Source organism: Telluria sp. LT2P80, assembly GCF_059685955.1.
Genome location: NZ_JCASIO010000004.1, coordinates 48,251 through 61,471, shown reverse-complemented (window position 1 = coordinate 61,471; position 13,221 = coordinate 48,251). Strand labels below are relative to the sequence as shown.

At 63.9% G+C, this 13,221-nt stretch carries 9 protein-coding genes; 3 read left to right on the top strand and 6 right to left on the bottom strand.

What is annotated here, in order from left to right; all coding sequences use genetic code 11:
• Positions 1-4 precede the first annotated feature (4 nt).
• Entirely contained in the window at positions 5-286 is a 282-nt protein-coding gene (locus tag AC56LW_RS12060) for a hypothetical protein (protein ID WP_499634561.1), read from the bottom strand.
• A 130-nt stretch (positions 287-416) separates the two neighbouring features.
• Positions 417-1,001, bottom strand: a complete 585-nt coding sequence (locus AC56LW_RS12055) for a hypothetical protein (protein ID WP_499634559.1) — start codon at positions 999-1,001, stop codon at positions 417-419.
• A gap of 179 nt (positions 1,002-1,180) precedes the next feature.
• Between AC56LW_RS12055 and AC56LW_RS12050 the strand changes: the two genes are divergently transcribed.
• The gene (locus AC56LW_RS12050) at positions 1,181-3,208 is read left to right on the top strand and encodes a hybrid sensor histidine kinase/response regulator (protein WP_499634556.1); all 2,028 of its coding nucleotides are present in this window, start codon (positions 1,181-1,183) and stop codon (positions 3,206-3,208) included.
• Here AC56LW_RS12050 and AC56LW_RS12045 read toward each other — a convergent pair.
• The 4 genes from AC56LW_RS12045 to AC56LW_RS12030 form a co-directional block, all read right to left on the bottom strand.
• The gene (locus AC56LW_RS12045) at positions 3,184-5,361 is read right to left on the bottom strand and encodes a heme-degrading domain-containing protein (protein ID WP_499634553.1); all 2,178 of its coding nucleotides are present in this window, start codon (positions 5,359-5,361) and stop codon (positions 3,184-3,186) included. The two genes, AC56LW_RS12050 and AC56LW_RS12045, sit on opposite strands and share 25 nt — an antisense overlap.
• The gene (locus tag AC56LW_RS12040; RefSeq protein WP_499634552.1) at positions 5,358-6,698 is read right to left on the bottom strand and encodes an MFS transporter; all 1,341 of its coding nucleotides are present in this window, start codon (positions 6,696-6,698) and stop codon (positions 5,358-5,360) included. Before AC56LW_RS12040 ends, AC56LW_RS12045 begins: the two co-directional genes overlap by 4 nt.
• A gap of 15 nt (positions 6,699-6,713) precedes the next feature.
• Positions 6,714-8,057, bottom strand: coding sequence for a GH1 family beta-glucosidase (locus AC56LW_RS12035; RefSeq protein ID WP_499634550.1), 1,344 nt, complete (start codon positions 8,055-8,057; stop codon positions 6,714-6,716).
• Between the two features lie 86 nt (positions 8,058-8,143).
• A complete protein-coding gene (locus tag AC56LW_RS12030) occupies positions 8,144-10,567 on the bottom strand; it encodes a TonB-dependent receptor (protein WP_332531333.1) in 2,424 nt (807 codons plus the stop codon).
• Between the two features lie 268 nt (positions 10,568-10,835).
• Here AC56LW_RS12030 and AC56LW_RS12025 point away from each other — a divergent pair, with 268 nt between their 5' ends.
• The gene (locus AC56LW_RS12025; RefSeq protein ID WP_332531334.1) at positions 10,836-11,846 is read left to right on the top strand and encodes a LacI family DNA-binding transcriptional regulator; all 1,011 of its coding nucleotides are present in this window, start codon (positions 10,836-10,838) and stop codon (positions 11,844-11,846) included.
• A gap of 218 nt (positions 11,847-12,064) precedes the next feature.
• Complete coding sequence (locus AC56LW_RS12020; RefSeq protein ID WP_183555210.1) at positions 12,065-12,490, top strand: organic hydroperoxide resistance protein; 426 nt, start codon at positions 12,065-12,067, stop codon at positions 12,488-12,490.
• The last annotated feature ends 731 nt before the right edge of the window (positions 12,491-13,221 follow it).

The following is a 13,221-nucleotide window of genomic DNA, read 5'->3' as shown; positions in this document are numbered from 1 at the left end:
GACATCATCCTTCGGGGCAGTGCGACATGTAACGGCGTGCGCACAGGCGCAGGGCAAGTTGGTGCTGGTTCATGGTGTTCTCCGGCGCGCGCGTGCGTACTGCATGCGCCGCGCCATGGGCGTGCGTCGCCGGCGCCACGGGTACGTTGCGTACCGGCGTGGTCACCAGCGAGGGTGATTGTTGGTTGGTTGGGCGCCAGATGGCATCCGGCAGCCTGGCAAAGCAGGCGTGCAGATGGTTGGCAATCAACGATCCGGGGGGCGTAGTTGGGCTAAGTTCTGGCATGCGCCGCCTCGTAAAATACTTCTCGGAATGCGACACTCTACCGTAGTTGACGACCTGACTACAACGCGTTTCGTCGTTTATTTCGATTTTACTGCTTGTAACTTCGGGTGCAGCGCAACAAATTCGGGCATCAAGCCGTGATGTTGAGCACCGGTTCTGCAGCTTCATCGACGCCATACGTGGCGCGCACTTCGGCGGTCAGCGCGTCCTGTGGCGCGACTTCTTTTGCCGCCGCTGCCTTCGTCGCGGCAGCCGCTTCGGCCTGCTGGCGCAGCTTGGTGTCGTAGGCAGCCTGTTCGTCGTCGCTGACGGTCTTGTCCGAATCGGTGTCGGCCTCGGCGACGTAGTCGTTGGTGGTGGCCGATGTGGCCGATGAGGCGGCGGCGGGTGCGCCGCTGGCCGGGGCGGCAGCCGCTGCAGCTGCAGTTGCGGTGGCTGCTTCGCTGTCCGTGGCCGTGGCGCTGTCGGTACTGGCTTCAGTACTGGCGTCATCGACGGCGCGCTGCACGCGCGATGCATCGGCCTGGGCGTTCAACTGGTCGCCCAGGCGCGCGCTGGCGGCCGATTCGGCGCTCTGGGTCGGCGCGGGAGCGTTGTCCTGATCGTCGGTCGTGGTGACCACGGCGGTGGTGGCAACTGTCGGGTCCGGATTGTTCCGCGCGGCCGGTGCCTGGGTTGCCTGGGTTGGGGTGCTGCTGCTGATGCTGGAAACCATGATGTCTGTCCTGTGGCGAGTCGTCTCTTTTTAACGGCCGCGCACCTGGCATGCAACAGGGGAGCAAATGTAAAGCGGCGTAAAGCCGGCTTGCAGGTGGTTGTCCGTGCTCGATGCGGGGGCTGGTACGATGTCGGGCTCGTCCCGGTGACTATCTGCGGGGGCGCTTCGAACAACCCATGCGATTCATGATGACGTTTCCCGTTTCCCGCGCCATTCCGGCTGGCGCTGCCATTGTCTGCCTGCTGCTTGCGGCTGCGACGCTCGCAGGCTGGGCATGGCACGCGCCATTCCTGATCGGCGCGGCGCCCGGCCAGCCGCAGATGTACCCTTACAGTGCGCTCGGCTTCGCGTGCGCCGCTGTCAGCCTGCTGCTGATGCTGCGAGAGGCGCCGGCTGCCGCGCGGGCGAGCCACGTGCCGGCGCTGCTGGTCCTGGCGCTTGGCCTGGCTGGCGTGACGATGCGCCTTGCCGGTTGGGCGCCGGCGCCGCTGTCGCTCGGCCTGGGCGCTGCGGGGAACGCGTGGAGCCTGCCGGCACCGCTCACGGTGGGGCTGTTCGTTGTACTGGGCATCAGCCTGAACCTGATCGGCGGGCGCCGCACCGTTGGCCTGGCGCAGGCGCTCGCTGCCGGCGTCGCGCTGTTTTCGCTGCTGACACTGGCGGGCTTCGCTGCCGAAGACACCTTTTTGTACCAGCTGCTGCCCGGGCGCGGCACCTCGCTGCGCACTGCGCTGGCCTTTGTGCTTGTCAGCGGCGCCATTCTATCGCTGCGCCCGGACCAGGGCATGGTCGTCGCGCTGACCGGCGCCAGCACCGGCGGCCGCACGCTGCGCCAGCTGGTGCTGCCGCTGGTGCTGGCGCCGGTCGTGCTGGGCATGATCGCCACCGGCGCAGTGCGCTCGGCCAATCGCGACATCGACCTGACCACGATGATCTGGCTGTTCGTCTGGGGCCAGCTGGTGATCCTGATCGCGGTGGTGTGGCGCTTTGCCTGGCAGTTGTACCGCCAGGAAGTCACGCGCAGCCTGACCGAGCGCGAACGCAACGAGGCGCTGCAGGCGCTGCACCTGGCGGACGAGCGCAAGAATGAATTTTTGGCGATGCTGGCGCACGAGCTGCGCAATCCGCTGGCGCCGATCAGCACCGCCGCCCGCCTGCTCAAGAGCGTGTATGCGACCGATCCGGGGCAGGTGCGGCGCACCAGCGAAATCATCACGCGCCAGGTCGAGCACATGGTTCATCTGGTGGACGATCTGCTGGACGTCTCGCGCGTCACGCGCGGCATGATCGAACTCGATCGCGCGCCGCTCGACCTGCGCCAGCTGGTGACGGCGGCGCTGGAACAGGTGCAGCCGCTGATCGAGCTGAAACGCCACAGTTTGCGCACCGAGCTGCCTACGATGCCCGTGCCGGTCGACGGCGACGCCAAGCGCCTGATCCAGGTGCTGGCAAACCTGATCAACAATGCGGCGAAATACACGCCCGAACATGGCAGCCTGTTGGTGTCGCTGCGCGTGACGGGCGCCGTCGCCGTGCTGACGGTGCAGGACAACGGCATGGGCATCCCGCCTGCGCTGCTGCCCGACGTGTTTGGCCTGTTTACCCAGGCCCAGCGCACGCCCGACCGGGCCCAGGGCGGTCTTGGCGTCGGTCTGGCGCTGGTGAAGAACCTGGTCGAGCTGCATGGCGGCCAGGTGCGCGCCGACAGCGCCGGGCCAGGCCGGGGCAGCACGTTCACGGTCATCCTGCCGCGCAGCAGCGACCAGGCCGCGCCGCCCGCCCCAGCACCAGCTGCTGAACATGCGCAGCGCAGTGCGGCCCGCCATGTCCTGGTGGTGGACGACAATGCCGATGCCGCGACGTCGCTGGCGCTGCTGCTCGAAGCCGATGGCCACCGGGTGCAGGTCGAGCATGCGTCGCGCGCGGCCCTGCACTGGATTCTGGCAGCACGGCCGGACGCCTGCATCCTCGACGTCGGCCTGCCCGAGATGGATGGGCGGGAGCTGGCGCGCCGCATCAAGGAAGACATGGGCGATGCCGCCCCGTTGCTGATCGCGCTGACGGGTTACGGCAGCGATGCCGACCGCCAGGCGGCGGCCCAGGCGGGGTTCGATCATTATCTAGTGAAGCCGGCCGACATGCGCCAGCTCACGTCACTGCTGGCGGGGATGGCCGCCCGTCAGGGCGCGGCGGGCTCCAGGTAGTCCTTCAGCGCCGCGACCACCAGCGCATGGTCGTCCGGTCCCGGCAGCCCGGACACAGTCACCGTGCCGACCACGCCCTGGCCGCGCACGATCACGGGGAAGGCCCCGCCGTGGGCCGCATAGTCGCGCATGTCCAGGCCCGGCAGCGCATCATGGTCGCCCCCGCCCTGGCGCACTTCGTTGTGGGTATAGAACGAGCTGTGGCCGGTGCGCCCGACCAGGTTGTTCTTGCGGCGGATCCAGTCCGCGTGATCGGGCGACGCGCCCGGCATCGCCTGTTTGAACAGTACAGTGTCGCCACGCGTGACCTGGATCGTCACCGTCTTGCGTTCGCGCTCCGCGCGTGCAACGAGCTGCGCACCGACGGCGCGCGCGGTGGCATCGTCGAAGCGGTCGAATTGCAGTTGCTGTTCTTCGCGCAGCAGCGCGGCAAGCGAGACGGTGGCAGTGTCGGTCATGGCATGGGGCGTGAGTGCGGACAGCGCCGCGGTCACGTACACCAGCGGCGCGTTCCAGTTGATGGCGACCTCGTTGGCGGCGTAGCTGCATGCGTGGTCGAGATAGGACAGCGCCGGCAGCTTGCTCGGATACGGCGGGCAATCCTTGGCGTCCTGCTGGCCCGGATTCGGGCCGCCGGCCAGCCAGCCCGGCACCGGTGCGGCCACGCCATCGGCCATCGATGGCCGGTGGTGTGGATGCATCACCTGACGAGCGCCGAAGCCAGTCACGAACGTATAGCCGGTGGCATTGCGGCCCAGTACGTAGTCAAGGCTCGACTGCGCCGCCTGCAGATAGGCCGGCGTGCCGTTGATGCGATAGGCCTGCAGCAGCATCATGCCCTGGTTCAGGATCACCGCATTGCTGCCCCAGACGATGTCTTTTGATGCCAGCGGCACCCGATAGCCGCCATTGGCATGTTTCGCGAGCTGGCTGGCCAGCGCGTCGATGCGACGTTCGATCAGGGCGCGGTCGATGCCGGGTTTCAGGCGGGCGCGGTGGTGCGCCAGCGACATCCAGCCCAGCGCGGCCACATCGCCCCAGGCCGGCGTGCTCAATGCAGCATCACGGCGCATGAATGCTTGCGCATACCGATCCTGCCCGGTCGCGATGAACAGTTCGGCCGCCGCCCAGGCGAATTCGTCGGCCAGCTGCGCGTCGCCGTATTCGCCGGTGACGACATCCTTCGGGTTCTTGAAGACGACGTTCGGGTGCGCTTCGGCCCAGCGCCACGCGGCCTGCGCCGCCGCCAGCATGCGCTGCGACAGGCCGGGCCACTTTGCGTCGTAGGGCGCCAGCACGCGGCTGGCGGTGGCCATCGTGGCGGCGAAATCGAGCGCCGCCGCCGTGCTCTTGGCCACCACGTAGCGCGGGGTGGTGGACGCCGCGTGCGGCATCACGATCGCGTCGAAGCGCAGGTTGGTGAGCTTGTGGTACACGCCGCCATCGGCCGGGTCCTGCATCGTCAGCAGCCAGTCGAGGTTCCACAGCGCCTCGTCGAGGATGTCGGGCACGCCGTTGCCGGATTCGGGAATGCCGATGTCGCGCTTGAAGACTTCCGGGAAGTGCTCGAGCGCGGCCAGCAGCGTGTAGGTCGAGATGCCCGAGTTGACCACGTATTTGTTGTAGTCGCCGGCGTCGTACCAGCCCTTGGGACTGGCGATGACCGTGCCTTGCGGGCGGGCGGTCGATGCCGCCGACGCGTGCACGAGCACCTTGTCGTCCGGATGGCCGGCGGGCCGCGCCCATGCGCCGGCATATTCCGGCGTCAGGGCGAGCGCGCTGCGGTTGAAGTAGAACGCCTTCAGGGCCGCGGCGCCCAGTGCGCGGTAGCCATCCTGGGCGACCGTGAACGGATCGGACAGCAGGCTGTCCACGCGGACACGGTAGGCGCCGGCCTGCGTCAGCGCGCTGAAGTCGGCCACGCGCACGGTCTCGCCCGACGGCGCCCAGCGGCTCGCCGCGCCCAGCGCGCCATCCAGCACGACCTTGCCGTCAGCGTCGACGACCTCGAACCGGTTTGCACCAGCGGTTTGCGGGATGACGGCCAGCTTGTGCGATTGCGGCAGGAAGCCCACCGCATTGACCTTGATCTCCGCAGAGCCAGCACCGGCAGCAAGCATCAGCAGCGCCGTGGCGAGCACCGTGCGCTTCATGCCGGCACCGTCTTGCCATCCGTGCCGACGCCCGCCGCCGGCGTGCTGCCGTCATCGTGATAGAACGGCGCGTACCAGGTGGCGATGAACGACGGGATGGTCGCGACCATCACCAGGCCGAAGTAGGCGACGTAGCCCATCATCTCCTGCAGGTGGCCGCTGATGACGCCCGTGACCATCCCGCACAGGCCCATCAGGCCCGTGCCGAACGCGTAGTGGGTGGTCGTGTACTTGCCCGGTGCGAGCTGCTGCATCAGGTAGATCATGAAGCCGACCGCGCCGAAGCCGAAGAAGAACTTTTCGATGGCCACGCCCAGCGTGATCAGCACCAGGCTCGATGGCGTGTAGATGCTCATGACCAGGAAGGCGACATTCGGGATGTTGATCGCGCAGCACAGCACGAACAGCGTCGACTTCAGACCGCGCTTGGCGACATACAGACCGCCCAGCAGCGAGCCGACCAGCACCGCGGCCAGGCCATAGGTGCCGTAGATCAGGCCCAGCATCTCGTTGGACAAACCGAGGCCGCCTTTCGAGGCCGGGTCGACCATGAAGAATGGGCCGATCTTTTCCAGCAGGCCGACGCTGAAGCGAAACAGGAATGCGAACGCGATCATGCGCCACACGCCGCGCTTCTGGAACAGCGTGACGAAGGCATCGACCAGGATGCGGCCGGCGTCCTTCGCGCTCGATGGCGTATCGGCGGCGCGCGCGCCGTCGGGCATGAAGCGCCAGTGCCACAGCGCCATCAGCAGCGTCAGGCCACCGACGAGCAGGAAGATGATGCGCCAGGCGTCGATCCAGTCCGGGCCGAACACGCCCGGATCATGGCCGAACACGTGGGTGTGCAGGTAGCCGCTTAGATAGACCATGCCGCCGGCGGCGACGATCGGCCCGATATTCCACGACAGGCTCTGGATGCCGCAGTACAGCGACTGCGCGCGCGCGTCGAGCGACGTGACATACACGCCGTCGCTGGCGATGTCCTGCGTCGCGCCGATGAACGACAGCGCAAAGAAGATCGCCATCAAAAACGTCATGTAGCCGGGCAGTTCCATCAGCAGCGCCACGCCGGCAAAGCCGGCGCCGATGGCGAGCTGTGAGCACAACACAAAGAACTTCTTGGTGCGGTACATCTCGACGAACGGCGCGAACAGCGGTTTGACCGTATAGGCCAGGATCAGGAGGCTCGAATACTGGGCCGCGCGGCCGTTGTCCATGCCCAGATTCTTGAACATGATGGCGGTGACGCTGGTGAGCATCACGTAGCCGAGCGCCATCGTGAAGTAGCCGGTCGGGACCCACAGCAGCGGTGATACGGTTTTGGCAGGGCGCATGATCGATCCCGTTGATCAAGCCTTGATGCGGCTGGCGATGAATTCGCGGTACCACAGCGCGCTGTCCTTCAGCGTGCGTTCTTGGTTCGCATAATCCACGTGCACGATGCCGAAGCGCTTGGCGTAGCCCGAATTCCACTCGAAGTTGTCGAGCAGGCTCCACAAAAAGTAGCCGCGCACGTCGACGCCTGCATCCATCGCATCCTTGAGCGCGGCCAGGTGGCTGCGCACGTAGGCGATGCGCGCCGTATCGTGGACGCGGCCGTTTTCCAGCACGTCCGGATTGGCCATGCCGTTTTCGGTAATGTATACCGGCGGCAGGTCGGGATACTCGGCCTTCAGTTTCAGCAGCAGTTCGGACAGGCCTTCGGGGAAGATTTCCCAGCCCATGTCGGTCACGCCGTGGCGCGCCGGCGCCGGTACGGGCGGCGTGCTGGCGCTGCACCACGAGCGGAAGTAATAGTTCGAGCCGAGGAAGTCGATCTTCTGGTGGATGATCGCCAGGTCGCCATCAGCAACGACGGGGGCGTTCTCGCCATGGCCGCGCAGCGCCAGTTCCGGGTAGCGGCCCTTGAAGATCGGGTCCATGAACCACTGCACCGAGCGTGCATACTCGAATTCAGCCATGTCGCGGTCGGCCTGCGAATCGGTGGCCGCATCGGCGGTCCACTGGTTCAATACGATGCCCAGTTGCGCGCTGCTGCCGACTTCGCGCATCGCGCTCATGGCCAGGCCGTGCGACAGCAGCAGGTGGTGCGAGACCTGGATCGATTGCTTCAGGTCGGCCACGCCAGGCGCGAACTGCGCATTGCCGTAGCCCAGGTTGGCCGTACACCACGGTTCGTTGTGGGTGGCGATGGCCTCGATCCGGTTGCCGAAGCGGCGCGCGATTTCGCGTGCGTAATCGGCGAAGCGGTAGGCGGTCTCGCGATTGAGCCAGCCACCATCGTCCTGCAGGCCTTGCGGCAGGTCCCAGTGGTACAGGGTCGCGTGGGCGCGGATACCCTTGCTTTCCAGTTCGGTCAGCAGGCGGTCATAGAAAGCAAAGCCCGCTTCGTTCCAGGCGCCCTTGCCATCCGGCTGCACGCGCGCCCAGGCGAACGAGAAGCGGTAGGCGTCCACGCCGATCGAGGCCATGATGCCGACGTCTTCCTGGTAGCGGTGGTAGTGGTCGCAGGCGATGATGCCGTCACTGCCATCCTTGATATTGTTCTGGTCCAGGCAGAAGGTGTCCCAGATCGACGGCCCCTTGCCATCGACGGCGGCAGCGCCCTCGATCTGGAAGGAACTGGTGGCCACGCCCCAGGTGAAGTCGGAAGGAAAGTTGTTGCGGAAGTCGAAGTCGGGGCTGTTGGTCATGGAACTCTCGGATCACTGCTGGGGCAGATTCAGGTCAAACAAAAAAAGCAGCGCGCCCACCGGGCGCGCTTGCCATGCTTCAGCTTTTAGAAATCAAAGCCGGTATTCACGCCAACCGTACGTGGTGGCTTGTACTGCGCCAGCCACGGGCCGAAGCCGTTGAAGGCGCTGGTCTTGATCTTCTTGTCGCCGACGTTGCGCACGAAGGCGTCGACCCACCATTTGTCCTTCGCGTAGCGCAGGCCGAGGTCGGCGCTGGCGTAGGCTTTCTGGCGGTCTTCCGGACCCAGGTCGAACACGCTCAGGCTGACTTCATCCTCGTAGCGCGCCGTGATGCGCGGCACCAGGGTAGCACCATCGGCCAGGCGGAACGTGTGCTGGTACTGCACCGTGGTCGAGAACTTCGGTGCGTGCGGCAGCTTGTGGCCGCTCACGTCCAGGCAGGTCTCGATGCGGGTGTCGACCGTGCACGGTGGCAGCGCATAGTCGTTCGAGCCGGCGACCAGGTGACCGAGCTTGGTGTCGAGCACGGCCAGTGCGATCGACAGGCGGCCGTCTTTCGCGATACGGGCGGCGATCTCGGTTTCCAGACCCATGACCTTGGCGCCATCGGCGTTCTCGATGGCCAGGCCACGGCTGCCGTCGGAGAAGCTGACCGGCGAATTGAACTGGAAGTCCTTGAAGTCCATGTAGAACAGTGCGTTGTTGATACGCAGTGCGCCATCCATGAAGGTGCTCTTCGAACCGATCTCGAAGTTGGTCAGCGTCTCTGGCTGGTATGGCAAGCCGCGATCCTGCACGCCGCCCGCCTTGTAGCCGGTCGACACGCTCGCATACACCATGTTGCTGCGGTCGATGTCGTAGTTCACGCGCACCAGGCCGGTGGCCTTGTTGTCGCTGTAGCGGCCATCGTTCGGGACGCCGGACTGGTAGCCGTTGACCGGATCGCGTGGATCGATCTGCGGATTGAGCGGCAGTTGTGGCGCGCTGGCGTCGTACGCCCAGGTGTAGCCGCGGCCGCCAATGTGGACGCGCTTGTCGTGGGTATAGCGCACGCCGCCGGTCAGGTGCCAGGCGTCGGTGATGTTCCAGGTGGCCTGGCCGAAGACGGCCGAGTTTTCCACGGTCTGGTCCGGCTGGATGAACGAACCCTGCCATGCCACGGTGCCGTCTTCGGTGCCGTTCATGCCGCCGATGTCGAAGCGGATATTGTTCTTTTCCTTGCCGTAGTAGGCGCCGACCTGCCAGTCGATGGCACGCGTGCCGACCGACTGCAGCAGCACTTCGTGGCTGTAGCTGCGGTAGTTGGAGTCGGTCGTGGTGTGTTCCTGGAACTTGCCGCCCGAGATGATCGAGGTTGGGACGATCGTGCCGCCGTCCTGGTCGAAGCGCATGTCGCCGCTGTACTTGGACCAGCCAGCCACGTATTGCAGCGCGAGGTCGGGGCTGATGTCCCAGCTAAGGCGGCTGCGCACGTTGTCGCTGTCACGGTTGACCCATGGCGACGAGTCGGACAGCGTCGACCAGTGGTCCTGGCCCGCACGCGGCGTCTGCATCAGGTTGGCACTTGGGGTGCCGCGGTCGATGAATTTTTCGTAGGCGATGTTCCAGCGCAGGTTCGGCGCCAGGTGCCACAGCAGCGACATGCGCGCTGCAGTCTGGTCCTGGGCGCTGTACTTGTCGCCGCCAGAGACATAGTTGTTTGGATTGATCGGGCGGAAGCCAGCAGCAGCACCGCCGGCGGCCAGGTAGGCAGCGCGCTGTTGCGCGACCGACGGGTTGGGGAATTGCTGGTAATCGACGTAACCATCATGACGCTCGTGCACGACGGCAAAGCGCAGTGCTGCCGTTTCGGACAGAGGCACATTGACCGCGCCGCGCGTGCCGATGCGGTTGTAGTCGCCGATACCGCCTTCAACATAGCCCGAGCGGCTGTTCAGCTCTGGCTTGACGGTCTGGATATTGACGGCGCCGACGGTGGAGTTGCGGCCCCACAGCGTGCCTTGCGGGCCGCGCAGCACTTCGATGCCTTCGACGTCGAACAGCAGGGCGGTGGCGCCTTCGGCGCGCGGCGAATACACGTTGTCGACGAACGAGGCGACTTCAGGATCGGCGTACTCGGTCTTGGCGCTGTCGTTGCCGATGCCGCGCAGCGTCATCGTGGTCACGCCGTGGTCACCCTGGGCCGTGGCCTGGAAACCCGGGACCAGCGCGACGACGTCGAGCAGGGTCTGGACATGGTTGTCGGCCAGCGTGGCGGCGGTCAGCGCGGTGACCGCGATCGGGGTGCGCTGTAGCGAGGTCGAGCGCTTGGTGGCGGTCACGACCACTTCGGCGATGCGGCCATTGTCGACGACTGCTGCCGGGGTGGCGGCGGCAGGCGACGCCGGATCGGCAGCCGATTGGGCGTGTGCCGTGCCGATGCTGGCGAGCAGCGTCAGGATGGCCAGGCGGATAGGGGCGGACGAGGGCGTGCGGACCCCTGCCAGTTGGGGCGTCATGGTTGTCATGCTTGTCTCCGATATAGTTTTATGGATGCTGCTTGCGTTAGGACTGATAAGAAATCGGTTTCATCAATCTTGAAAACGGTTTCATAGTAATTTCAACGGTAAAAAAATGTCAATTAGTATTTATGATAGGTAGTAACGGGTTTGTTGCAGGTCAACGACGGATTGTTTATGAAAGCGTTTCATAAGCATCTTCCAGCCGCCGTTTTATCTGAGAGCTGCGTGATATACTTCAAGCAACAAATTGCCCCGGACCTGTCCAGAACGCTTCATGAAAAACATCGAGAGCGGTATCACCACGCTGTACCAGGTCGCCAGCAGGGCAGGCGTGTCGCCGGCGACCGTCTCGCGTTTCCTGAACGGGACCGCCAAGGTGTCGGACGACAAGCGGCGCACGATCGAGCGCGTCATCGACGAGCTCAACTACAAACCCAACCGTCTGGCGCAAAGCCTCAAGATGGGCAGTACCAACACCATCGGCGTGCTGACCCAGTCGCTCGAGAGCGGTTATTTCAACCGCGCCATGGTCGGCATCGAGGATGCGGTCAAGGCATCCGGCTACGCGCTCCTGATCATGAGCGGCCACTGGCATGCCGATGAAGAAGCCGAGCGGGTCGAGCTGTTGATCGGACGCCGTGTGGATGGCGTGGCGATCCTGACCGGCAATATGAGCGACAAGCAGATCCTCGACTTTTCGCGCCGCGTACCGATCGTGGCGTTCGGGCGCGAAGTGCAGGGCGAGCGCACGCAGGCCTTTTGCCTGGACAATTACGGTGGCGCCTGCGAAGCGGTGGAATACCTGATCAGCCAGGGGCACCGGCGCATTGCCCATATCGCCGGGCCACCCGATCATCGCGACGCGCGCGAGCGCCTGGCGGGCTACAACGACACACTGGCCAAGCACGGCATCGCGAGCGACCCGAGGCTGGTCGTGACGGGCGATTTCAGCGAGTCCAGCGGCCTGCTGGCACTCAACAGCCTGCTCGTGGCGAACGTGCGTTTCAGCGCGATCTTTGCCGCCAACGATCTGACAGCCTACGGCGCGCGTCTGGCGCTGTACCGGCGCAATATCCGCGTACCCGAAGACATCTCGCTGGTCGGGTTCGACGATCTGGAGAGCTCGATGTACACGACGCCTCCACTGACCACCGTTCGCCAGCCGCTGTACGAAGTCGGCACTGGGATCGGGCGGCGCATGCTGGCGATGCTGGGGCATCAGCAGCCGGCGGCCGATGTGCCGGGGTTGAGTCTGGTGGTGCGGGAGTCGGTGCGGCTGGTGTAGGTTCCGTATTGCTGGAAAGCTCGCGCAACATGGTTGAATAAAATCGCTTGCTATTAAATAGTCAGCTATGTAATATGTTGTTCATGGCAGCGCCGAACGTACTCAACAACAGATAATCGGGTCGGCGGGCCAAGGCAACAACCCATTTAAATAGCGCGCTATATAATAGCGTTAAATAGTTCGGCGGTCTTCCGCCACCCCTCTCAAGGAGTCTCATCATGGCAATCGAAAACGTTCTCTACCGCGCCAACGCCACCGCAACGGGTGGCCGCGAAGGCCGCGCCGTGTCGTCCGACAGCGCACTGGATGTGAAGCTGACCACCCCGAAAGAGCTCGGCGGTAATGGTCTGGCTGGCACGAACCCTGAGCAATTGTTCGCTGCGGGCTACTCAGCCTGCTTCCTGGGCGCGATGAAATTCGTCGCCAACCGCGACAAGCTGAAGATTTCGCCAGACGTCGCAGTGGAAGGTACGGTCGGCATCGGTCCGATCCCGACCGGCTTCGGCATCGAAGTGCTGCTCAAGATCAGCCTGCCAGGTGTGCCAGCCGATGAAGCGCAAACGCTGATCGACCGCGCGCATATCGTGTGCCCGTATTCGAACGCAACCCGCGGCAATATCGATGTGACGCTGCAACTGGTGTAAGGCACGACTGCCTGGGAAACCAAGATAAAAAGCCGGGGTCAGGTCTGACATTCGGACACGATCTCGACAGTCGAAGCCGCGAAGCCGGGGTCAGGTCTGACATTCGGACACGGTCTCGACAGTCGGGTAGTTGGAACGGGCTGGTACCGGGTCAGCCTGATTGGGCATGGCACTTTTGGAAGTCGTCAAAGCTGAGGTCGTGTCTGAATGTCAGACCTGACCCCGGCTTTGACGTGTTGCAAATGATTTAAGACAAGGCCGCTTGGGAAACCAAGTTCGTGCCGACGACCAGAAAGGCTGCCTGAGGGCAGCCTTTTTTTCGTGCCAACGCACTAAAAACTAATGTCGTTTTTCACTCGTTATTTAACAATTGGCGTGTGCTTCAGATGATGCTCTGGTCGCGGCCAGGTACTTTCCTGGGCAAAACTTCTGTCACAACATTTTCTTCTTTCGGCAAGTTCTTGGGATGCTGCATTAGCATTAGGATGCGGGCTATTTTGGTGCGTCGCAACAAATGAGCATTGAGAATGGAAATCCTTTGAACACCGCAAGTGTCGCAATAAATCGTTACATATTCCGCGATTTATAAGGTTTTTCCATCATATTTGATGTTTAATCACTATCTTGTGATGTGTCCAAGTCAATGATTTCATCATTTATGTGTGAGTGCAAAACAACGGTAGCAAATATTTTTTCTCTTAGAAAACCATAGCGAACAAAGGTGTTTAGAA